The sequence below is a fragment of the Amycolatopsis echigonensis genome, from assembly GCF_002846615.1.
GTDB lineage: Bacteria > Actinomycetota > Actinomycetes > Mycobacteriales > Pseudonocardiaceae > Amycolatopsis > Amycolatopsis echigonensis.
This window is the reverse complement of the sequence record NZ_PJMY01000003.1, coordinates 5226290-5248819: the sequence shown is the minus strand read 5'-3', so window position 1 is coordinate 5248819 and position 22530 is coordinate 5226290. Positions and strand designations below refer to the sequence as shown.

General features: G+C 67.5%; 24 protein-coding genes. 15 read left to right on the top strand and 9 right to left on the bottom strand.

Going from position 1 to position 22530, the window contains the following annotated elements; all coding sequences use genetic code 11:
- Positions 1–51: 51 nt before the first annotated feature.
- Entirely contained in the window at positions 52–1443 is a 1392-nt protein-coding gene (locus ATK30_RS29985) for an APC family permease (RefSeq protein WP_101438343.1), read from the bottom strand.
- Positions 1444–1599: 156 nt separating this feature from the next.
- Here ATK30_RS29985 and ATK30_RS29980 point away from each other — a divergent pair, with 156 nt between their 5' ends.
- Positions 1600–2211 (top strand): TetR/AcrR family transcriptional regulator, encoded by a 612-nt coding sequence (locus ATK30_RS29980; protein ID WP_101438342.1) that lies wholly within the window; start codon positions 1600–1602, stop codon positions 2209–2211.
- Complete coding sequence (locus tag ATK30_RS29975; RefSeq protein ID WP_101438341.1) at positions 2208–3281, top strand: DmpA family aminopeptidase; 1074 nt, start codon at positions 2208–2210, stop codon at positions 3279–3281. Before ATK30_RS29980 ends, ATK30_RS29975 begins: the two co-directional genes overlap by 4 nt.
- A gap of 450 nt (positions 3282–3731) precedes the next feature.
- Here ATK30_RS29975 and ATK30_RS29970 read toward each other — a convergent pair whose 3' ends face one another.
- Genes ATK30_RS29970 through ATK30_RS29955 form a run of 4 tightly spaced genes read right to left on the bottom strand, consistent with a single transcriptional unit; the run spans position 3732 to position 6747 of the window.
- On the bottom strand, positions 3732–4415 hold the full coding sequence (locus ATK30_RS29970) for a hypothetical protein (RefSeq protein WP_143271445.1): 684 nt from the start codon (positions 4413–4415) through the stop codon (positions 3732–3734).
- Positions 4416–4458: 43 nt separating this feature from the next.
- Complete coding sequence (locus ATK30_RS29965) at positions 4459–5706, bottom strand: hypothetical protein (protein WP_101438339.1); 1248 nt, start codon at positions 5704–5706, stop codon at positions 4459–4461.
- Positions 5707–5719: 13 nt separating this feature from the next.
- Complete coding sequence (locus ATK30_RS29960; protein WP_101438338.1) at positions 5720–6067, bottom strand: hypothetical protein; 348 nt, start codon at positions 6065–6067, stop codon at positions 5720–5722.
- Positions 6068–6069: 2 nt separating this feature from the next.
- A complete protein-coding gene (locus ATK30_RS29955; RefSeq protein ID WP_101438337.1) occupies positions 6070–6747 on the bottom strand; it encodes an SAV_915 family protein in 678 nt (225 codons plus the stop codon).
- Positions 6748–6992: 245 nt separating this feature from the next.
- Between ATK30_RS29955 and ATK30_RS29950 the strand changes: the two genes are divergently transcribed.
- The 12 genes from ATK30_RS29950 to ATK30_RS29895 all read left to right on the top strand — a co-directional run bounded on the left by ATK30_RS29950 (position 6993) and on the right by ATK30_RS29895 (position 19509).
- Positions 6993–8438 carry a fumarylacetoacetate hydrolase family protein gene (locus tag ATK30_RS29950; protein WP_101438336.1) on the top strand — a complete coding sequence of 482 codons (1446 nt, stop codon included), beginning with the start codon at positions 6993–6995 and terminating at the stop codon, positions 8436–8438.
- Positions 8426–9091 (top strand): GntR family transcriptional regulator, encoded by a 666-nt coding sequence (locus ATK30_RS29945; RefSeq protein ID WP_167442030.1) that lies wholly within the window; start codon positions 8426–8428, stop codon positions 9089–9091. The genes ATK30_RS29950 and ATK30_RS29945 overlap by 13 nt, the downstream gene beginning before the upstream one ends.
- 23 nt (positions 9092–9114) lie before the next feature.
- Entirely contained in the window at positions 9115–10059 is a 945-nt protein-coding gene (gene dapA / locus ATK30_RS29940; protein WP_101438334.1) for a 4-hydroxy-tetrahydrodipicolinate synthase, read from the top strand.
- Between the two features lie 2 nt (positions 10060–10061).
- Entirely contained in the window at positions 10062–11570 is a 1509-nt protein-coding gene (hpaE, locus tag ATK30_RS29935) for a 5-carboxymethyl-2-hydroxymuconate semialdehyde dehydrogenase (RefSeq protein ID WP_101438333.1), read from the top strand.
- A complete protein-coding gene (hpaD, locus tag ATK30_RS29930) occupies positions 11567–12619 on the top strand; it encodes a 3,4-dihydroxyphenylacetate 2,3-dioxygenase (protein WP_101438332.1) in 1053 nt (350 codons plus the stop codon). Before hpaE ends, hpaD begins: the two co-directional genes overlap by 4 nt.
- 103 nt (positions 12620–12722) lie before the next feature.
- Positions 12723–13670 carry an AraC-like ligand-binding domain-containing protein gene (locus tag ATK30_RS29925; RefSeq protein WP_244194771.1) on the top strand — a complete coding sequence of 316 codons (948 nt, stop codon included), beginning with the start codon at positions 12723–12725 and terminating at the stop codon, positions 13668–13670.
- Between the two features lie 111 nt (positions 13671–13781).
- Complete coding sequence (locus tag ATK30_RS29920) at positions 13782–14549, top strand: MoaF C-terminal domain-containing protein (protein ID WP_208637455.1); 768 nt, start codon at positions 13782–13784, stop codon at positions 14547–14549.
- A gap of 11 nt (positions 14550–14560) precedes the next feature.
- Entirely contained in the window at positions 14561–14947 is a 387-nt protein-coding gene (locus tag ATK30_RS29915) for a nuclear transport factor 2 family protein (protein ID WP_101438330.1), read from the top strand.
- Between the two features lie 95 nt (positions 14948–15042).
- The gene (locus ATK30_RS29910) at positions 15043–16221 is read left to right on the top strand and encodes an ABC transporter substrate-binding protein (protein WP_244194770.1); all 1179 of its coding nucleotides are present in this window, start codon (positions 15043–15045) and stop codon (positions 16219–16221) included.
- A gap of 30 nt (positions 16222–16251) precedes the next feature.
- Positions 16252–17112 carry a branched-chain amino acid ABC transporter permease gene (locus tag ATK30_RS29905; protein WP_101438329.1) on the top strand — a complete coding sequence of 287 codons (861 nt, stop codon included), beginning with the start codon at positions 16252–16254 and terminating at the stop codon, positions 17110–17112.
- Entirely contained in the window at positions 17099–18817 is a 1719-nt protein-coding gene (locus ATK30_RS29900) for a branched-chain amino acid ABC transporter ATP-binding protein/permease (RefSeq protein ID WP_101438328.1), read from the top strand. The genes ATK30_RS29905 and ATK30_RS29900 overlap by 14 nt, the downstream gene beginning before the upstream one ends.
- Complete coding sequence (locus ATK30_RS29895) at positions 18814–19509, top strand: ABC transporter ATP-binding protein (RefSeq protein WP_101438327.1); 696 nt, start codon at positions 18814–18816, stop codon at positions 19507–19509. The genes ATK30_RS29900 and ATK30_RS29895 overlap by 4 nt, the downstream gene beginning before the upstream one ends.
- A gap of 46 nt (positions 19510–19555) precedes the next feature.
- Here the strand turns inward: ATK30_RS29895 and ATK30_RS29890 are convergent, their stop codons facing one another.
- Both ATK30_RS29890 and ATK30_RS29885 read right to left on the bottom strand, forming a co-directional pair.
- Entirely contained in the window at positions 19556–19885 is a 330-nt protein-coding gene (locus ATK30_RS29890; RefSeq protein ID WP_101438326.1) for a nuclear transport factor 2 family protein, read from the bottom strand.
- A 28-nt stretch (positions 19886–19913) separates the two neighbouring features.
- Complete coding sequence (locus ATK30_RS29885; protein WP_101438325.1) at positions 19914–20669, bottom strand: SDR family oxidoreductase; 756 nt, start codon at positions 20667–20669, stop codon at positions 19914–19916.
- Positions 20670–20739: 70 nt separating this feature from the next.
- Here ATK30_RS29885 and ATK30_RS29880 point away from each other — a divergent pair, with 70 nt between their 5' ends.
- Entirely contained in the window at positions 20740–21426 is a 687-nt protein-coding gene (locus ATK30_RS29880; protein WP_208637454.1) for a TetR/AcrR family transcriptional regulator, read from the top strand.
- Here ATK30_RS29880 and ATK30_RS29875 read toward each other — a convergent pair.
- Positions 21418–21645, bottom strand: a complete 228-nt coding sequence (locus ATK30_RS29875) for a hypothetical protein (RefSeq protein WP_101438323.1) — start codon at positions 21643–21645, stop codon at positions 21418–21420. The genes ATK30_RS29880 and ATK30_RS29875 overlap by 9 nt on opposite strands.
- Before the next feature lie 77 nt (positions 21646–21722).
- A complete protein-coding gene (locus ATK30_RS29870) occupies positions 21723–22520 on the bottom strand; it encodes an SDR family NAD(P)-dependent oxidoreductase (RefSeq protein ID WP_101438322.1) in 798 nt (265 codons plus the stop codon).
- Positions 22521–22530 lie beyond the last annotated feature (10 nt).

Below are 22530 nucleotides of genomic sequence, written 5' to 3'. Positions count from 1 at the left end.
GGCAGGACAACCGGACCGTCCACGGTCTCAAGTGGACGGTCCTGTCGCGTATTACGACGTCTCCCGCACCGGCGCTGGCGTGGCCTCCTCCTCCACCGCGTCACTCAGCTGCCAGCCGCCCCGGCGACGCAGCACCACGAGGTAGTACCCCAAGGCCAGCAACGCGATCACTGCGGTGACGATGAGACTCGGCCGTCCGATCACCGGATCGGTCGCGTTCACATACAGCACGAACGCCAGCGCGACCAATGCCACCACCGGCGCGATCGGGAACCCGGGCATCCGGTACTTCGCCCCCGCCGTCGCTCCGGAGCGCCGGCCCAGGATGGCACCGAGGCACAGCGCCGCGTACACCACGACGATCGACGTGCTCGTCACGACTGTCAGGATCTGCGGGTCCACAAAGCACAGTGCGGCAGCAAGGAAGCCGGTCGCCAGCGTCGCGACCCAGGGGGTGCCGAACTTCGGGTGCACCGCGGAAAGCGCCCGGTTCATCGCCTTCGGCCACGCGCGGTCCCGTCCGCTGCTGAACACCAGCCGGGAACTGATCAGCACGATCGCGAGGACCGCGTTGATGATGGCGAGCGCGACCGCGAGGCTCAGCACGGTGTCGAGCGTGCTGCCGCCGCGGGCCCGCACGAAGTACGACAACATGTTGGGAGAACTGAACAAAGTGCCGAGGTCCGGCGCGCCCATCAGCACCGCGGTGACCGGGACCAGCTCAGCCAGCACGGTGACCCCGAGTCCCATGAGGACAGCGCGCGCCACCCCGCGCCCGGCGTCCTTGGTCTCTTCTCCAAAGTAGACAGCCGAGCCGTAGCCGTTGTAGGCGAAGATCGCGATCGCGGTAGCGATCATCACCGCGCTGATCGTCGCCGGACCGCCGCCCGGGGCGACCGGATGCGCGAGCAGGTCGGTGAACGGCCGCGCCGGGCTGGCCAGCCCGAGCACCGCGACCACGATCAGCGCCAGCAGCTCCACCGCGAGGAAAACGCCGGTCACCCAGGCGTTCAGCTTGATGTCGAACACCGCGACGATCGCGGCGAGAACGCACGTCACCGACGCCACGACCGCCGGGGACACGCCGGGCAGCACCACGCTCAGGTAGGTGCCGACGCCGAGCGCGATCACCGCGACGATCAGCACCTGCGTCACGATCATGATGCCCAGCACCATGAATCCGGGCAGTTTGCCCAGCGTGCGGGCGGCGATCGTGTACTCGCCGCCCGCGCTCGGGAAGGCCGAGCCCAGTTCGGCGTACACGAAGGCCATGAAAACACCGACGACCGCGGCGGCGAGGAAGGCGTAGAAGGCGCCCGATCCGGCGCCGGTGAGGACGCCCGGCGCGATGACGAACACCGAGGACGCCGGGCTGATCGCGGAAAGCGTGATCAGCAGCGTGCCGAGGGAGCGCAACCCGCGGCGCAAGACGGGGGTGGACAACGCTGGCCTCCATCACGTCGTTACGTTCTTTGAATGGAACTCAAATAACCAGCCGGGCGTTCAGCTAAGGCCCTCAAGCCCGCCGCGTCAAGGGGTGAGCGTGGCTGGGCCTCTCCAGGGGTTGCGTTTTTCGCGATTTGTTCAAAGAATCAAGGCATGGCAAGACCGAGCAAGGCCCCCGAGCGGCGGGCGGAACTGGTGGCCGCGGCGCGGCACACGGTCGTCGAACGCGGCGTGCTGAACCTGAAGCTGCGCGACGTCGCGGACCACGCCGGCATGTCGCCGGGTTCCCTGCTGTACTACTACCCCTCCCTGAGCGACCTGCTCGAAGACGTGCAGCAGGAAGCCGTCGAACGCTTCTGTGTAGCGCGCGAAGCCGCCGTCGCGGCCGAGTCCGACCCGCGCGCCCGGATGCGCGCGATGATCGGCAGCGGCCTGCCGAACGGCAAGAACGACGAACTGTGCGTGCTGCTGTACGAACTGGGCACCATTGCCCGCCGCGAACCGGCGTACGCCGCGCGGCACATCGCGCTGTACGAACGCCAGGTCCGCGGCTACGTCGGCATCCTGGAAGCCGGTGCCGCGACGGGGGTGTTCGACCTGACCGACGACCCGGTCACCATCGCCCGCAACCTCGTCACCCTCGAAGACGGGTACGGACTGCACCTGACTCAAGCGGTGCCGCCGCTCGACCGATCCGCCGCCGAGGCGATGGTGCTGTCCTACGCCCGCGTTTCGACCCGCTGCTCGCTGGAGGTCCCCGCATGACCCGCGCCCGCGACCTAGGCCTCGCCCTCGGCGGCAAGCCCGGCCCGCACAACGCGATCACTGACATCCCAGGCGTCGAGGTCGGATACACCACCCTGATCGAAGGTTCGTCGGTGCGGACCGGCGTCACCGCGATCCTCCCGCGCGGCCGTTCCCACTTCGACGTGCCTTGCTCCGCGGGCACCTTTTCCTTGAACGGCAACGGCGAAATGACCGGCCGCGCCTGGCTCGCCGAGACCGGGTCGCTGATGCTGCCGGTTCTGATCACCAGCACCCACTCGGTCGGGCCATGTCACCGGGGCATCATCGACTGGGTGGTCCGCGAACGCCCGGACGCCGCGGCGGAGTGGCTGCTGCCGGTGGTGGCGGAGACGTGGGACGGGTACCTCAACGACGTCAACGCCCCGACGATCCGGACCGAACACGCCGTCGCCGCCATCGACGCGGCGGCTTCCGGCCCCATCGCCGAAGGTTCGGTGGGTGGCGGAACGGGCATGACCTGCTACGGCTTCAAGGGCGGTACTGGCACTTCGTCACGGGTTGTTGCCCATGGGGCGGACAGCTACACCGTGGGTGCCCTGGTGCAGGCGAACTTCGGGAGCCGCCCGGAACTCACCGTGGCCGGGTCACCTGTGGGCGTTGCGTTGGCCAACGACAACCCCATGGCCGACACCAGCTGGCTGGCCCCCGCCGGTGCCGGTTCGGTGATCGTCGTGATCGGCACTGATGCGCCCCTGCTGCCCGGGCAGTGCACTGCTCTAGCCCGCCGGGTACCGCTGGGGCTGGCCCGGACCGGGACCACCGGGTCGCACTTCTCAGGCGACCTGTTCCTGGCCTTCAGCACGGCCAATGCGGGCGCATTGACCAGCCATTTCCCCCGGCCGGACGATGAGCCGTACGAGAGCATGCGGTTCATCCCGTGGGGCGCGATAGACCCGTTCTTCGAGGCGGTGGTGCAGGCGGTCGAGGAGGCGGTGCTGAATGCGTTGGTGGCCAACGAAGAGATGGTCGGGCATCGGGGGCACCGCGTTCCGGCGCTCCCGTTGAGCCGCTGGCTGGAGGAGGCGTAAGGCAGGCGCGGCGGGCTCGCCTGGGTGATCGGCTGAGGGTGCGCCGCGCCTGGGCGAGCCGGGGCTTCGCCGCAGGGAACCGTCCCCGCCGAGAAAGCCTCGCGGGCACCTGGGCCGGTTCTAACCAGGACCGGGCACTGACGAGGCCCAAACCTTGAAAAGAGCCTTCCATGCAGTCGTCGCGCAGGAGCGCCCACCTACCGATGAGCTATGGCTCGAGAATCCGAGCCTCGTGTTCGCACTCTCGTGGGCCATCGACCGGAGATGGCTCTCCGTGTCCGCGACGACTACGCCGGGTTCTCTAAAGCTCCCCCCTGCGCAGCCTCGAACGTCTCATCGAGCATCTCTCGCATATTCTCCAACGTCTCGCGGGAGTTGACCGTCAACTCGACCATCCGACCGAACGAGAAATCCCGATCGACAAACGAATGCTGCCTCACCGGTGGGGCATTACCGGCCGGTGTCGTCAGAGTCGCGGATCTTGAGCGCTGGCGTCTTGTTGAGCTGCAGAATGCCGATCGCCTGGGGGCTGACCTGCGCACCGCCCGCCACCGAGTGCAGGATCCCGTTGTACACCAGATCCCAGATCCGGCGATCGCGCTGGAGTTCTTCGCTGCTGCGGGTTATGCCCATGTCCTTGTCGTACAGCCACAGATGGAAGGTCGTCCCGCCGTACGCCGCGTCTATCCTCGTCAGTTCGTAGATATCCACCCAGGCCCGGCTCTTCACTCCCCACCGGCTGCGCTCGACCATCAACCAGTCTGCGCCCGCCGCGTAGGTGAAGTAACTGAACGGACTGGAAATCAAGAAAACGCCTACGGCGACAATCGCCCAGATCGGCCACGCCGCCAAGATCCCGATCCCGCCCTGGTGGAACAAGGAAATGACAATGGCCCCGACGATCAGGATGAGCGCACTGGTCAGGATGAGCGCGATTTTCCCGCGGCGGCTCTCCCGATGCCAGGCAAGCGCGGGCCCCAGGCCCGGCGGCGGGTCCGGCCGGTCTGCCAGCTGGCCCTCCCGGCGGTCGTCCTGCTCCGGAGCTGCTTCCTCACCGCGAAAGTAACTGAGACCGGGCGGAGGGAACGGTACGCCCGTCTCTCTGTCCGGTCGCGGCGGAAGCGCGTCGATCATGGCGTCATCCGACCCTGCTGCGTCTGTCATCGCAATCCTCGAGTTATTTCGGCACGAGCCAGTCAGCGACAGCTTGACCCCCGACCGCACCGGCGATTCCGCCGACCGTGCCTACCACGAAAGAGCCGACCGGACCTAACGGCGTGCCGAAGAGAGCGCCGCTGGCTGCGCCCGCGCCTGCGCTCGCAAGGGCCGCCCCCGCTGCGCCTCCGACGATCAAACCGCCCGAATCCGCGACGGCTTTGCCCCAGGACTGCTCGCCGCTCATTGCCCCGGCAGCCTCGTTGATCACGGTTAGCGTGCTACCGACGTACGGCATTCCCTTGAGCAGCTTTTGCCCGGCTTTCAGGCTTGCCCCTGCTTCCTCAGGAAGGACGTGGTACTTGCCTTTTCCCGGATAGGCGGCAATTGCTTTACGGACCGGCTCCGGAACCTTGTCGACGTACTGCTGAAACTGTTGCGCGCGAGTCTCGTAAGCAGCCTTGTTGTCCCGGGCCTTGCTGGCTGCCCACGCGAGGTCCTCTTTGTTGAGCGCCGTCAAGCTGATGCGCGTGCCGTGGGCCCAGTCGTCGAAGAACTGCGCGCTGGCCGCGGACCGCTGAGCGTTGAGGAGCGCCTCCTTGCGCGGATTTTCGAACGAGCTGATGTAGCCGTTGACCCGGGCGATGGTGGTGGTCCCCACCGCATAGGCATCGATGTCGAGCCGGCCTGACGGTGGTTGGAGGGCGCGGCGGAGTGCCTGGTGCGCGTTGCCTTCGGTGGTGCGCGCGGCGTCAACGATCGCCTTGCACTCGTTGTAGGCGGCGACTTTGGCGTTGTACTGGAAGACGAGGGTGTTGTACTGCTTGATATCTCCTTGATAGGTGCCAACCGCGCGGGTAGCGCCACCGGCGGTGCACACCTCGACTGGGGTGCCGGGCTTATTCGCGGGGATCGGGTCCGGCTCGACGATGAACGGGCCGTCGACCCGCAGACCGGCCGCGCGGGCTTGGGCGAGAGCGTCGTTCATGCGGGCGGTCACCATGTCCAGCGACGACGCGAAGTCGCGGAGGCCGCGTTCGGCGGTCGCGGCCCAGTTGGCCATGTCTTCCGCAGCGACGTCGATGTTGGCGATCGATTCTTGGAACGCCTGGCTGGAAGGTCCGTGCCAGCCCGCCTCGGCACCGCTGCGTGCGGCGCGGACATTGCCTGCCGCGCGATGTCCTGCCTCGGCGACGGTGCGCAGCCAGTCCGCGGCGGCGACGCAGGTGCCGGACGAACCGTTCACCGTAGTGTTGAGCGCCTGTCCCATGCTGACCTCCCCTTCAGCCGTGGACGTGTGTTTCCCGCTGCGTATCCGGATCGTCGGCGTGTTTGTCGTTGAGCTTGAGCTGCCCGGCATGGGTGTTTTCGATGTCGTCGTAGGCACCGATAGCGGCATGCACCTTCCCCGCGGCACCACCGGCCGCGCCAGCCGCTCCGACGCCTAGTTTCACAAGGTCGTCCAGCACAGTACCGACGATCGCGGACGATGCGCCGGCATCGACTCCGCGCACGACCTTCGATGTCACCTCGTCGAGTGCTTTCTCGCCTTCGCGGAGCTGGCTGACAATGCTGTTCAGCGCTCCCTCAGTGAAACTGTAACCGGTCGTGTCCCCATAAGGCGCGGACATGCCTACTCCCCTCCGATCGCTGGCCGAGACGTCCAGTCGTGCACGGGCGCGGCATGCCGAGACTCTTCGGCGAGCACGGGATTGAGCAACACCCCGTGCGCTCCCGCCTCGTTCGCGATGGCTTCGAGGTCGTCGCCGTTGATCGCGACCCAAGGCTGATACGGCCCGCACCCAGCGGCCAGCAGTTCCGGCGACGTGTAGGCCAGGAGCACCGGCCGACCGTTGCGAACCGGCTGCAATTCCAGTTCCACCACCTGCTGACCAGCCCGGACCGGGCGCGACGGCACGTAGCACCGGCCGTCCGGTTCGGCCAGCGGCTCGGCTGGCTCCAGCGGAGGCTGCTCCCGACTGTCGACTTCCGGATATCGCGGCACGAGGTCGAGTACGGCGTCGAACACGACGATGCCGAGGTCCAGCTCGCGGCATGTTTCAAGCAACCGCTCCCGGGTGACCTGCACCCACGGCTGCCCGCTCCCGCAGGCGTCGGCCAACCGGTCAAGAGACGAGTACGCCGCGACCGCGAGCTCGTTCCGCTCCGTACGGCGAACCTCAAGCTCGCCCGACTGCTTGTCTGTTCCTGGAGCGACCAGCACAAACACGAGGTCCGGCAACCGATCCGGCACGTCGTCGAGGCGCACGAGCGCCTGAACGACGTTGGACGCGTCGAAGTGACCCCTCATCCTCGCCCCTCCCCCGCACGACTGTACGTGGTCGCGCCGTCACTGTAGTGGCGACAGCAAGGCATTGTCAGCAGCTCGCCCCCAGTCGCGCTCGAACAACCGCGCCCTGACCAGCACGTATGCACCGCGACACACCCTCAGGCGTTACCGAGCAAGACTCGAATCCACCCTTGCCCCGCCCACCAGGATCGTATATCTTTTGAGATATCTTCCTCTCCCGACGACATCCGGGCAGGTCAACCCCCATGAGTCCCGTATCGAGCGACATCCCGCCGGAGCGGCCGGGCAAGGTCATCGCGCTTCACTTGAACTACCCGTCGCGCGCGAAGCAACGCGGGCGGACCCCGGCGAAGCCCTCTTACTTCCTCAAGCCGGCCACCTCGATCAGCTCCTCCGGCACCCCGATCGAACGCCCGGCGGGCACCGAACTCCTCGCTTTCGAGGGCGAGATCGCCTTGATCATCGGCAAGCGAGCCCGGCGCATCACACCTGAACAAGGCTGGGACCACGTCGAGAGCATCACTGCCGCCAACGACTTCGGCGTATACGATCTGCGGCACGCCGACGGCGGCTCCAATCTCCGTTCCAAGGGCGGCGACGGCTTCACCCCGCTCGGTCCGGCCACCATCCCCGCCGCCGAGGTCGATCCCCAGAACCTCCGCGTCCGCACCTGGGTCAACGGCGAGCTCGTCCAGGACGACACCACCCAAGACCTCATCTTCGACTTCGGCACCCTCGTCGCCGACCTCTCGCAGCTGAGCACCCTCGAACCCGGCGACGTCATCCTCACCGGGACCCCGGCCGGGTCGTCCGTCGTCAAGCCGGGCGACGTCGTCGAGGTCGAGGTCAGCCACGGCGAGAAGACCACCGGCCGCCTGGTCACGCCGGTCACCGAGGGCACCACGCCGCTCCCGGAGTTCAGCGCCCAGCCCAAGATCGACGACAACCAGCGCGAACAGGCGTACGGCGACCGGGAATCCGCGGGACTCCCGGCGGAATTCGTGCTCACGGAAGAACTCAAGACCAAGCTCACCAGCGTAGGCACGGCGACCTTGTCCGCCCAGCTGCGCAAAAACGGCTACAACCACGTCTCCATCGACGGCCTCGGCTCCACGCGTCCGGACACGAAACTCGTCGGCCGTGCAAGGACGCTCCGCTACGTCCCCTTCCGCGAGGACCTCTTCAAAACCCACGGCGGCGGCTTCAACGCACAGAAACGCGCCATCGATTCCCTCAACCCCGGCGACGTCCTGGTGATGGAAGCCCGCGGCGAAAAGGGAACCGGCACGATCGGCGACATCCTCGCGCTGCGTGCCCAGGTCCGCGGCGCGGCCGGAATCGTCACCGACGGCGGCGTCCGCGACCTGGCGGCGGTGGCAGCACTGGACATTCCGACCTACCACTCCGGCCCGCACCCCGCGGTGCTCGGCCGCCGCCACGTTCCCTGGGACATCGACGTCACCATCGCCTGCGGCGGCGCGACCGTCCAGCCCGGCGACGTGATTGTCGGCGATTCCGATGGCGTGCTGGTCATTCCGCCGCAGCTGGCGGAAAAGATCGCGGACGCGGCGATCGAACAGGAACGTCAGGAAACGTTCATCGCGGAACAGGTCGCGAACGGCGAAAGCGTCGACGGCCTGTACCCGATGAACGAACACTGGAAGGCCAGGTACGCCCAGTGGCGCCCGTAGCAGGCGAAAGCAAATCCCAGCGCGCGTACCGCTGGATCAAGGACCGGATCGCGGACCGGACCTTCGGTCCCGGCTATCGCTTGGTGCTCGGGCAAATCGCCAAGGAACTGGACGTCAGCGTCGTCCCGGTGCGCGAAGCGATCCGGCTGCTCGAAGCCGAAGGGCTGGTCACGTTCGAGCGGAACGTCGGCGCGCAGGTGGTGATGGTCGACGAGACCGCCTACGAGCACACCATGCAAACCCTTGCCCTGGTGGAAGGTTTCGCCACCTCGCTGTCCGCGCCGAAGTTGTCCCCCGGGGACATCGAACGGGCGCGCGCGATCAACGAGCAGATGCGCCTGTCGCTGGAAAACTTCGAACCGCACCGGTTCACCGAGTTGAACCAAGAGTTCCATTCAGTCCTTTTCGAACCCTGCCCGAACCCGCACGTGCTCGACCTCGTGCACCGCGGCTGGCACCGGCTGGCCTCGCTGCGCGATTCGACGTTCAGTTTCGTCCCGGGCCGCGCGCACGAATCCGTCAAGGAACACGAACAACTGCTGGTGCTGATCGAGGAAAACGCCGACCCGCTCGAACTCGAACTGGCCGCGCGACGGCACCGCACCGCCACCCTCGACGCCTACCTCGACCGGCGGGCCGCCCCGCCCGCTTGAGCTACCCGGAAGGACCCCACTCCATGAGGTTCCGCAGTACCCCGAACGCCATCACCGGCTCGATCGCGCCGCTGATGACCCCGTTCACCGCAGACGGCGCGGTCGACCACGAGAGCCTGACCAACCTGGTGAACTGGCAGCTCGCGTCCGGTTCGCACGGCGTCTCGATCGGCGGTTCCACCGGCGAACCCGGCGCGATGACGGTGGCCGAGCGCGCGGAGACGATCCGCACGGTCGCCAAGGCGGTGGACGACAAGGTGCCGTTCATGCCCGGCACCGGTTCGGCGAAGCTCGACGAGACGCTGGAGCTGACCGCCGAGGCTCGCGACGCGGGCATCGACGCCGCGCTGATCATCACCCCGTACTACGCGCGCCCCACTCAGGAAGCGCTCTACCGCTGGTACGCCACGGTCGCGAAGGAATTCCCGGACCTGCCGATCGTCGCGTACAACGTGCCGAGCCGGACGTCGGTCGACCTCGCGCCGGAGACGGTCGCGCGGCTGTTCCGCGATTTCGACAACTTCGTCGGGATCAAGGAAACCACCAAGGACTTCGAGCACTTCTCCCGCGTCCTTCACTTGTGCGGCAAGGAATTGCTCGTCTGGTCGGGCATCGAACTGCTGTGCCTGCCGCTGCTTTCCCTCGGCGGCGCCGGTTTCGTGAGCGCCACCGCCAACATCGCCCCGGTGGCCAGCGCCGAGATGTATCGCGCGTGGACTGAAGGCGACTTCGACCGCGCCCGCGAGATCCACTACGGCTTGCACCCGCTGGTCGACCTGCTGTTCGTCGAGACCAACCCGGCACCGGGCAAATGGGTGCTGGAGCAGCGCGGGCTCATCCGGTCGGGCTTCGTGCGCCCGCCGCTGATCACCCCGACCGAACCGGGCATCGCCCGGATCACCGAACTGATGCGCCAGGGCGAGCAGTACCTCTCGCCCGTCGACGGCTTCGCTGTGGAAGGAAAGTGACCATGACCGCGCACTACGTTCCGGAGAACCTGCCGGAGCACATCCGCCACTACATCGGCGGCGCGCCGGCCGACAGCGTCTCGGGCGAGACCTTCGAGGTGCTCGACCCGGTCACGAACAAGCCGTACATGACGGCTTCGGCGGGCAAGGCCGAGGACATCGACCTCGCCGTCGCCGCGGCCAAAGAGGCGTTCGACCACGGCCCCTGGCCGAAAATGCTGCCGCGCCAGCGCGCCCGGATCCTCAACAAGATCGCCGATCTCGTGGAGAGCCGCGACGCGCGACTGGCCGAGCTGGAAACCTTCGACACCGGCCTGCCGATCAAGCAGGCGCTCGGCCAGGCGCAGCGCGCGGCGGAGAACTTCCGGTTTTTCGCGGACCTGATCGTCGCGCAGGCCGACGACACCTACAAGGTGCCCGGCCGCCAGGTCAACTACGTCAACCGCAAGCCGGTCGGCGTCGCCGGGCTGATCACGCCGTGGAACACGCCGTTCATGCTGGAGAGCTGGAAGCTCGCGCCGGCACTGGCGTCCGGTTGCACCGTGGTGCTCAAGCCGGCCGAGTTCACGCCGCTGTCGGCGAGCCTGTGGGCCGACATCTTCCGCGAGGCCGGCCTGCCGGACGGGGTGTTCAACCTCGTCAACGGTCTCGGCGAGGAAGCGGGCGACGCGCTGGTCAAGCACCCGGACGTCCGGCTGATCTCGTTCACCGGCGAAACCACCACCGGCGAAACGATCTTCCGCAACTGCGCGCCCGGCCTCAAGGGCATGTCGATGGAGCTGGGCGGCAAGTCCCCGGCCGTCGTGTTCGCCGACGCGGACTTCGAAGCGGCGCTGGACTCCACGCTGTTCGGCGTCTTCTCGCTCAACGGCGAACGCTGCACGGCGGGCAGCCGGATCCTCGTCGAGCGCTCGATTTACGAGGAGTTCTGCGCCCGGTACGCCGAACGCGCGCGCAACATCGTGGTCGGCGACCCGCACGATCCGGCCACCGAGGTCGGCGCGCTGGTGCACCCGGAGCACTTCGACAAGGTGATGAGCTATATCGAAATCGGGAAGACGGAAGGGAAACTGCTCGCCGGCGGCGGCCGTCCGGAGGGCCTCGACACCGGGAACTACGTGGCTCCGACGGTGTTCGCCGACGTGAAGCCGGACGCGCGGATCTTCCAGGAGGAAATCTTCGGCCCGGTCGTGGCGATCACGCCGTTCGACACCGACGAGGAAGCGCTCGAGCTGGCCAACAACGTCAAATACGGTCTGGCCGCCTACGTCTGGACCGCCGATCTGACCCGCGCGCACACCTTCGCGCAGAACATCGAGGCCGGCATGGTCTGGCTGAACTCGCACAACGTGCGCGACCTGCGCACGCCGTTCGGCGGGGTCAAGGCGTCCGGCCTCGGCCACGAAGGCGGCTACCGCTCGATCGACTTCTACACCGAACAGCAGGCCGTGCACATCACGCTCGGCGACGTGCACACGGCGCGCTTCGGGGCCGGGAAGGACAACGCATGACCACGACCCCGCCGGACGTCATCCGCTGCGCCTACGCGGAACTCGTCGTCAGCGACCTGAAAGCGTCGCGAGAGTTCTATGTGGACGTTCTCGGTCTCGTCGTGACATACGAGGACGACGAAGCGATATACCTGCGCGCGTTCGAGGAATATCTGCACCACTCGCTGATCCTGCGCAAGGGTGCGGAACCCGCGCTGGCCGTGCTCGCGTACCGCGTGCGCGGCGAAGGCGAACTCGCCGTCGCCGAGGCGTACTACCGGGAACTCGGCGTCGAGGTACGCCGTGTCCCGGCGGGCACGACGCGCGGCATCGGCGAAGCGGTGCGCGTGCTGGATCCGCTCGGTTTCCCGATCGAGTTCTTCTACGAGGCCGAACACGTCGAGCGCTTCACCCAGCGCTACGACGTGCACGGCGCGGGCGCGCTGTCGCGGCTGGACCACTTCAACGTGAACACGCCGGATGTCCCGGCCGCGCGGGCTTACTACGAGGGCCTCGGTTTCCGCGTGTCGGAAGACATCCGCGACGACGAGGGCACCGTGTACGCGGCGTGGATGTTCCGCAAACCGACCGTGCACGACGTCGCGCTCACCGGCGGCGCGGGCCCGCGCCTGCACCACATCGCGTTCGCGACCCACGAGCGGCACCAGATCCTGCACATCTGCGACCACCTGGGCGCGGTGCGGAAATCGGACCAGATCGAACGCGGTCCCGGGCGGCACGGCGTGTCGAACGCGTTCTATTTGTACGTGCGCGACCCGGACGGGCACCGGATCGAGATCTACACGCACGACTACTACACCGGCGACCCGGACAATCCGGTGATCAGCTGGGACGTGCACGACAACCAGCGCCGCGACTGGTGGGGCAATCCGGTGGTGCCGAGCTGGTACACCGAGGCCTCGCGGGTCCTCGACCTCGACGGCAAGCTTCAGCCGGTCGTCGAACGCACGGAAACGAAGGAAATGGACGTGACCATCGGCGCGGACGGGTTCTCCTACACCCGCGCCGACGGGGCCGACCAGGGTTTCAAACTGGGCGAACAGGTCTAAGGTGCGTTCCGTCCGTGAAGGGCTCCTTGAGGGAATCTGATTCCCGGAAGGGGCCCTTCACGGACCACCAGCAGCGGTATCGGCACTTCGACGGAGAGGTGACATGATGACGGCAATCTTGCAGACGCCGACCGCGGTCGCGCAGGACTTCACGGAATTCCGGTCCGCGGTCCTGCGCTCGTTCGTGCCGCTGCAGGTGAGCACCGAGCACCGCGACCGGTTCCACGGCAGGCTCCGCACGCACGAGGCGGGCGAGATCGCGCTCACCGAGATCACCGCGTCGCCGCACGAGGTGGAGCGCACGCCGGAACTCATCGCCCGCTCCGACCGGCCGTGCTACAAGCTGAGCGTGATGCTGGCCGGCACCGGCATCCTCACCCAGGACGGCCGCGAAGCCGTGCTGCGGCCCGGCGACGTCGCGCTGTACGACACGAACCGGCCGTATTCGCTCGTGTTCGAAGAGAATTTCCGGACGCTGGTGCTGATGTTCCCGCAGCAGAAGGTCGACCTGCCCCGGGATCTGGTCGGTCAGCTCACCGCGGTGCGGATGTCCGGACGCGAGGGCGTCGGCAACGTCGTGGTGCCGTTCCTGGCGCAGCTGGGCGGGAATCTGGACGTGCTGACGAGCCCGGTGGGCGTCCGGCTGGCGCACAACGCGGTCGACCTGCTCACCACGATGCTGGCCACCGAACTCGACCTGGACCGCGCGGCCGCCGACCCGCACCACGACCTGATGCGGCGCATCCGCGGCTACATCGACGCGAATCTGTCCCGCTCCGACCTCGGTCCGGCGCAGATCGCGGCGGAGCATTACATCTCGACGCGGCATCTGCACGGGTTGTTCCAGGAGCAGGGGACGACCGTGGCGGGGTGGATCCGGCAGCGGCGGCTGGAGCATTGCCGCCGGGATCTGCGGGATCCGTTGCTGGCGGCACGTCCGGTCGCGGCCATCGCGGCGCGGTGGGGATTTGTCGACGCGGCGCACTTTTCGCGGGTGTTCCGGGCCGCGTTCGGGGAGTCGCCGAGCGGGCTGCGGGCACAGGCGTCCTGAGCGGCCATCGCGGTTAGCATCGCTCACGAGGGTTGACCGCGAGCGTCCGGCAGTTGCCCGCCAGCGCATGAACGTTCGCTCCCGCGCCGGGGCGCGGCGAGCATGATGGGCATGTCCGACCCTTCCCCTGACGAATGGCGCACCTACGACGAGTTCGCCGCCGGGATCGACACCTACCGGCTGCCCAGCGCGGACCTTACCGGCCGGGAGCTCACCGTCACGCTCGACGACGGCGCGAAACTCGAGCTGCGGTTCCTCGACGGTGAACGGCTTGCCTGCAACGGCGTCGAGGATCCGTACGACGCGGTCGCGGTGCGTCCCGACGTCTTTTTCGTGAACGTGCCGATGACAAGCGTCGAAGGCGAAGCCCGCACGATCGTCTACTCGACCACCACGCACCGCGCGCTCACTGTGCGGTCGGTGATCGGCGACGAGGACATCGAAGGCACGCCGCGGGTTTCGCAGACCTTCCACGCCGGCATCACCGACGGCGGCGAGCCGACCGGCCACGTGCCCGGTCCGTCGCGGGACCTCATCGGCAAGCGCAACGTCTACCGCTACAGCCCGAACCACCTGTACGAGCACGTTTATCTCTCCTCGGAACGCTACTGCTGGCAGTGCGTCGAGGGCGTGCAGCGCGGGCACGGCGACGTGGACCTGTCGACTGTCTGGAAGTTCGCCGACGGCCTGTACCTGTTCTGCTTCCGCGAGTTCCGGATCGCGGTGGCCAGCGTGTGGCTGCACGACCTCGGCTACGCCCTGCGCACCACCGGCGTTTTCCTCGGCATCACCGGCGACGGCCGATCCGAGCACTCCCGCGCGGGCGGGCACATCTACCCGCTCGGTTCGATCAGCTATCCCGACGTCCAGCCTGTCTAAGGAGTTCTCCCGTGTCCAATATGGACGTGATCACCGCGCACTACGAGGCGAGCGACCGCGGCGACCTCGACGGCATGCTGGCCCCGATCGGCCCGGACACCACCTGGACCGAGGCCGCCGGATTCCCTTACGCGGGCACCTACACCGGTCCGGACGAGGTGCGCCGCAACGTCTTCGAGGCGATCGCGCGCGACTGGGACGGTTATCAGTTCACCCTGTCCGCGCTGCTGGACGCTGGCGATTCGATTGTCGGACTGGGGACGTACACCGGCACGAATCGCAAGTCCGGCAAGGCGTTTACCGCACGAGTCGCGCACGTGTGGAAGTTCGACGGCGGCAAGGTCGCGAGCTTCGAGCAGATCGTGGATTCCGCTCCGGTCGCCGCGGCGACGGACTAACGCCTCGTGAGTGTTCATCCCGGTTAGAACCGGCAGCAACGCTCACGACCTCTTTCCCTCTCCCCTCTGGTCACTGTGGACCGGAAAGCCGAGCCATGATGAGAAAGTTCCTGCCCGCGCTCGCCTCCGCCGTGCTCGTCACGCTGGTCGCGGCGGGCTGCGCGGGCACCGCCGATCCGAACGGACCGATCGTGGTCGGCTCGGTCAACGCGCTGAGCGGACCCGCTACCTTCCCGGAATCCTCCCAGGCCGCCAAGGCCGTCTTCGACGCGGCGAACGCGGCGGGCGGCGTGCACGGGCGCAAGATCGAATACCACGCCATCGACGACAAGGGCGATCCCGCCGCCGCGGCGGCCGCCGCGCGCGAAATCGTCGGCGGCGATCAGGCAGTCGCACTCGTCGGTTCTTCCAGCCTCATCGAATGCCAGATCAACGCCAAGTACTACCAGCAGGAGAAGGTGCTTTCCATCTCCGGCATCGGCGTCGACCCGTCGTGTTTCACCAGCCCGAACATCGGCCCCGCGAATGTCGGGCCGTTCCACGACATGACACTGACCCTGTTGTACGGCTCCGAAGTGCTGCACCTGCAAGACATGTGCGCACTGCTGGAAATCGCCGGGAACACGCTGCCGTATTACCGCGCGGCCATCGACGAATGGTCGAAGATCACCGGCAAGAAACTGAAGTACGTCGACGCGACCGTGCCGTACAACGGTTCCGACTACACGCCCTACATCGTCAAGGCACGCGCCGCCGGATGCAAAGCCGTGACGGTCAACCCCGTCGAACCCGACTCGATCGGCCAGCTGAAAGCCGCGCAGGCACAGGGTTGGAAAGACGTGACTTGGCTGCTGCTCACGAGTGTCTACAGTGAACAGTACGCGAAGGCGGTTTCGGAAGCGGGCAAGGGCGTTTACGTGCCGGCCGAGTTCTACCCGTTCACCGACCCGTCGAGCCCGCGCACCAAGGAGTGGCGGGATCTCATGACGCGCAACAACATTCCGCTGACCTCGTTCAGCCAAGGCGGTTACCTCGCGGCGAAGTATTTCCTGCAGGTGCTGAACGGCATGCAAGGCGAGATCACGCGGGAATCGGTGACGAAGGCGCTGCGCGAGATGAAGCCGATCTCCGACCCGATGGTCGGCACGCCGTACGTGTTCGGCCCTGGGCAGACCCACCACGACAACATCGCGGGCTGGCCGGTGAAGCTCGCGACGGGCACCAACCGGTGGCAGATCGCCGGTGCCGACTGGCTGCGGATCCCGCGGCGCTAGCCCGATCCACTCTGGACAGAGGAGACTGCAATGGTGCAGGGAGCGCTGGCCGGGCTGGCTGCCGGCGGGCTTTACGCGGTGCTGGCGGTGTGCCTGACGTTGATGTCCCGGCTGGTCCGGGTCGTCAACTTCGCCCAGGCGGCCACCGGCATGTTCGGCAGTTACGTCGGGGTGGCGCTGTCCGTCCGCGGCGGACTGCCCGAGTGGCTGGCAGTGGTCCTCGGCGTGCTGCTGGGCGGATTGCTGAGTGTGCTGATCGGCTGGGTCGTCTCGACCTGGCTGGCCGAAGCGGGCACCGGAACCCGCTCGGCCGTCACCGTCGCGGTGCTGCTGCTGTTGATCTCGTTGTCGTTCATCCTGTTCGGCAACAAACCGCAGCCGTTCCAGGCGTTGCTGGCCGGTCCGGCCTTCACCCTCGGCGGTGTGGTGATCAGCCAGGTGACAGTGGTGACCGTCGCGCTGGCGGTGGTGATCGCCTTCGCCGCGCGGCTGATCCTGACAAAGACACCAGTTGGCATCTCACTGCGTGCGTTGTCGGAACGCCCGACGACCGCCGAACTGCTGGGCATCCCGGCGAAACGGCTCAGTGCCGCCGTCTGGGGCGCCACCGGCCTGCTCAGCACGATCATCATCGTGATCGTCGCCCCGTCTCAATCGAACGACGCCACCTCGCTGGCCATGCTGGTCGTGCCCGCGGCCGCGGCGGCCCTGCTCGGCGGGTTCCGCCGGCTGGACCTCGCCGTCCTCGGCGGGCTGGTGCTCGGCATGCTGCAGGGTGCGCTCGCGCAGGTCGACCAGCTTTCGGTAGTGCGGAATTTCGTCCCGTTCCTGGCCATCGTCGGCCTGCTCGTGTGGTCTCAGCGCAAGGAGGTGTGGGATGCAGCTCGCTGACCGGGGCGCGGTGTCCCGCTTCGGAACCCCACTGGTCGTCGCGGTCGTCGCGGTGCTGGTCGGTATCGGCCTGACCGTCGGCCTCAACGGCTACTTCGCCTACCTCGGCGTGAGCGTCGTAGTAGCCGCCATCGCCTTGCTCGGCCTAGGCGTCGTGACCGGCAGTGCAGGGATGATCTCCTTGTGCCAGCTGACCTTCGGCGCGATCGGCGCGTGGGTCGTCTCGGCCCTGAACGTCGCGCACGCCCCTGGAGGCTTCCTGTTCTGGCTGTTGCTGGGCGGTCTCGCGGCGGGCGTGGTCGGTGTCCTCATTGGACTCCCCGCGCTGCGGCTGCGCGGAATCAACCTGGCGGTGGTGACGCTCGGACTGGCCGCGGCCGCCGACGTCACCCTGGTGGAAATCCAGTTCCCCGGCACCACCGACGGCGTTTCGGTGGACCGCCCGTCCTTGGTCGCCGACGACAACGCGTACTTCCTGCTCTGCGTCGTCGTCCTGATCGTCTGCGCCTTGCTCGTGCACTTCCTGCGCCGCGGTCCGTGGGGCAGCAGCTGGGCCGCGGTGGCGTTCTCCGAACGCGGCACCGCTGCGGCCGGAGCCAGCGTCCGTACCGCGAAGCTCTCCGCCTTCGCGGTCAGCGCCACTCTGGGCGGCATCAGCGGCGGTCTGCTGACCGCGCAGGTCGGGTTCGCCTTCCCGACCAGCTTCGCACCGCTGCAGTCGCTGGCGTTGTACGTCCTGGCGATCATGTCCGGCGCACACCTGATTGATATGGCAATCTTCGGCGCTGTCCTGTGGGTCGCGGTACCGGAGCTGTTGAAGCGATGGGGAGTCCCGCAAGACTGGGGTTACGTGATCTTCGGCCTGCTGGGCATCCAAGCCCTGGCCGGACGCGGCAACCTGGGGACCGCGATCCGCGAACTGTGGCGTCGCCGCTCGAGGGCCAGTGCCGGAGTCCAGATCACCGCGCTGGACGAAGAACCTCCCCGTCTGCCGCCGGGCGAACCGGTGCTGGTCGTCCGCGGCCTGAGCGTCACCTTCGGTCAGGTCAAGGCACTGTCCGGAGTGGACTTGGCTGTCCCCAAGGGCGGAGTCCTGGGCGTCATCGGCCCGAACGGCGCGGGAAAGTCCACTTTGGTCGACGCGATCAGCGGCTTCCTGCCCCAGGCCGAAGGAACCGTCGAACTGGCCGGCCGTGCGCTCACCGGCAACCCGACGCAACGAGCCCGTTCCGGCCTGCGCCGGACGTTCCAGCAAGACCGGGTCCCGGCGGGCCTCACCATCGAGGCGTACGTGCGTTTCGCAGCCCGCCGACGACCGCCCGCCGCCGAAGTCGCCGCCGCGCTGGAGTTCTTCGGCTGCCCGCCGGCGGCGACCCCGCTGGACCGGGTCGACGTGGGCGCGCGCCGCCTGATCGAAGTCGTCGGCCACCTCATGGCGAAGCCCCAGGTGCTGCTCCTGGACGAACCGGCGGCGGGGCTCCCGCACGAGGAGCACATCGCGTTCGGCGAACGCCTGCGCCAGGTTCCGGCCAGGTTCGGCGTCTCGTTGCTGATCATCGAACACGATCTGGACCTGGTCCGGTCGGTCTGCGACACCCTGACCGTACTCGACTTCGGCGAGGTGCTGGCCAGCGGCCCGCAGGCGGAAGTGCTGGCGGATCCGGCGGTTCTGAAGGCCTACCTGGGCGAAACGGAGATGCTGTGAGCACGCTGCGAATCGAAAACCTGACCGTCACGCGCGGTGCGGGCCCGGTCATCGCCGACGTCGACCTGACTCTGGAACAGGGCAAGATCACCGCGTTGGTCGGCCCCAATGGTGCGGGCAAAACCAGCCTGCTGGAAGCCTTGTCCGGGGTGCTCCCAGCGGCGTCCGGTCGTATCCATATTGGACAGGTCGACGTCACGAAACACTCTCGGGTGGCCCGAGCGAGACTGGGTTTGGCTCACGTGGAACAGGGACGGGCGGTCTTCGCCAGCCTGACTGTCCTGGAGAATCTCCGGCTGACCGCCAAAACTCCGGCGGGCGTGGAAGAAGTCCTTGCGCTCTTCCCAGAACTGGAGAAACGCAAGGACTCGCCTGCCGCGCTGCTGTCCGGCGGCGAGCAGCAAATGGTGGTCCTGGGCCGGGCTTTCGCCGCGAAGCCCCAGTTCCTCCTGATCGACGAGATGTCCCTGGGACTGGCACCCGCCGTCTTCACCAGGCTTCTCCCGGCGGTAACCGAGTTCGCCGACGCGGGCGCGGCGATCCTCCTGGTGGAACAGTTCACCCACCTGGCACTGAAAGTCGCGCAGGAAGCCCTGGTCGTCTCCTCCGGCAAGGTCACCTACGCGGGAGAATCCCAGCCTTTGCTGGACAACCCGGACACCTTGCATCAGGCGTACTTGGGCACCACCTGACCCGGGGCGTGGGCGTTCCGCGGTGGAACGCCCACACCCCGGCCGGTCAGCCTTCCCGGATGGTCATCTTGGCGAGCCGGTCGCCGTCGACCTCGAAGACGAACTTCGACCGGCCGTTGGCGTGATTGCTGCGCCAGTCCCCGACGACGGTGACGGTGTCGCCGGAGACCGTGATCTCCTCCGGGGTCAGGACACCGCGCGAGCCGATGAACTCGACGTCGCTCCATTCCTTGATCTTTTCGCGCCCGGAGAACGACCGGCCCCAGTCGTCCACGACGCCGTTCTCGGTGAACGCGTCCAGGAACGCGGCGTCGTCGTGCCGGTTCACCGCGTCGACGAACGACGCCACCGGTTCCGGAATTTCCACTTCGGACATTGCGCTTCCCTTGCTGTCGCGGCGAATCTCAGCGGGTGGTGTAACCGCCGTTGGCGAAGATAGTCTGCCCGGTGATCCACCAGCCGGACGTCGCGAGGAAGGACACGATCGGGGCGATGTCCTCGATCTTGGTCAGCTGCCCGCCCATCGCCTGCGATTTGTGGAACTCGACCCGCTCCGGGGTTTCCTGGCCGTAGAAGAACGGCGTGTCCATCGGACCGGGTCCGACGGCGGTGACCGAGATCCCGCGCGAGGCGAATTCCTTGGCCGCGGCCCGGGTGAAGTGCTCGACCGGGCTCTTGCCGCCCGCGTAGGTCGAGTACCCGTCGGTGAACGCCGCGAGCAGGCTGGTCACGATCGTGATGATCTTGCCGCCGTCGGCGACGTTCTTGCCCGCTTCCTTGATGAAGAAGTACGCGGCCTTCGAGTTGATGTCGAACATCGAGTCGTACTCGTCCTCGGTGGTCTCGACGATCGGCTTGCGCAGCACCTTGCCCACCGTGTTGACCGCGACGTCGATCTTCCCGAGCGCCGCTTCCGCGTCCGCGAACAGCTTCTCGACGTTCGCAGGAACGGTCAGGTCGCCGGTCAGGACGACGCCCTTGCCGCCCGCGGCCTCGACCGCGGCGAGCGTCTCCTCCGCCTGCGGACGGGTCTGCTCGGAGTTGTAGTGGATCGCGACGTTCGCACCGGCCTCGGCGGCCTGCCTGCTGATGAGCCCGCCCAGGTTCTTCGCCCCGGCGGCGACGAGGACGTTCTTGCCCTTGAGCGTGTGGTCGGTCATGAGGACCCCTCCGTCTCTTTATCGCTGATATGCACCACTGTATCAGTGCAACAGCGACTACCATAGCGGTGTGACACAGATTGCGAACGCGGATACACGGACCCGGCTCCTGGACGCCGCCGCCGAGCAGGTCGCCGCGACGCCGGGCGAGGACATCTCGCTGCGCGCGATCTGCGCACAGGCCGGGGTGAAAATGCCGACGCTGTACCACTTCTTCGGCAGCAAACAGGGCCTGCTGGACGCGGTCGTCGAACGCGGCTTCGACCTGTACCTGGCGGAAAAAGGCGCGCACGAGCCGTCCGGCGACCCGATCCAGGACCTGCGCGACGGATGGGACGCCCACGTCGCCTTCGGGATCGCGAACCCCGGCTTCTACACGCTGATGTACGGCCAGGTCCACCCCGGCCACGCGCCCGAGGCGCAAGAACGGCCCAGCGCGATGCTGCGCGCCCTGACACAGGCCGCCGCCGACCAGGGCCGCCTGACAGTCCCTCCGGACCAGGCGGCCGCGCACATCCTCGTGGCCAACATCGGGGTCACGCTGCGCCAGATCATCCTCGCCGAGGAGGACCGCGCGCTGTCCGTGGCGGTCCGGGAAGGCGCGATCGCCGCGATCACCGGCACCGCTGCCACCGGCAACCGGCACGCCGAGATCCACCGCGTGCTGGAGTACGCCGCGGCGAACCCGGACATCCTGGGCGCCGCGGAAACCCAGCTGCTGACCAAATGGCTCCGGACCCTCGCCGAATCAAGCTGATTCGACGGCGAGGCGGTCGATCCGGCCGGGAAGCGAGTCTCCTTCGGACGAGTCCGCTGCGGCGGGAGGTGTCGTCCCCGCGATGCCGAGGTACCCGTTGGTACTGCGCTTGACCGCGAGACCGGATCCGTCGGAGTTTTCCGCGTAACCGGCGGCCACCGTCGCCCAGCTCAGGGCGCACCGCGAACGCACGTGGCTGACGTCGGGCACGATCGTCACCAAGCACCTGTTCGACGGTGTGGAAGGTGGTGGTCTCGCGCCCAGTCCCCCTCGAATGTCATCCGGCCAGTGCGGAGCTACATTCCCGCCCGCTCAAAGGCCAGTGTAGGCAGATCAACCGCGTGCGCCCCGCCGTCCGCGACCAGCACCGCCCCGGTGATGTACGAAGACTCCGAAGATCCGAGAAACCGCACAATGGACGCGATTTCCTCCGGCTCCGCAGGCCGCCGCAGCGGCACCTCCGCGGTCACCCGCCGATACCCCTCGTCATGCCCGCCGTCAAACCCGGCCGCCTCGGCGAATTGCTCCATTTCCCCGTCCGCCATCGGCGTGCGCACCCAGCCCGGACACACCGCGTTGGCCCGGACTCCGCGCGGCCCGTAATCCCGGGCAATAGACCGACTCAGCCCGATCAACGCGTGCTTGGCCACCGTGTATCCCGCGACATTGGGCCCGGCGAACAATCCCGCCAGCGAAGAAACAATGACGACCTGTCCGCCGCTTTCCACCAGGGAAGGCAACGCTGCTCGGCAAAACACGAACGCACTGGACAAATTGGACCGGAGCGCGATCTCCCACTCCTCGTCCCCGGTGTCCACCACCGAAGACAGCCCGTGCCCGCCGGCGTTGGCCACGATCACGTCCAGCCGCCCGTACTTCTCGAGCACCTCCGCGATCGCCGCCTCCGCGTCCTGCCGAACGCTGGCGTCGCAAGCGATCACGTGCGCGCCGGTCTCCGCCGCGACCTTCTCCAACGGTTCCCGCCGCCGTCCCAGGACCACGACTTGCGCGCCTTCGCCGGCATACCGCCGAGCGACCGCGGCTCCAATGCCCGTTCCCCCGCCGGTAATCGCCACGACCCGCTTGTCCGCCATCGTCATTCCT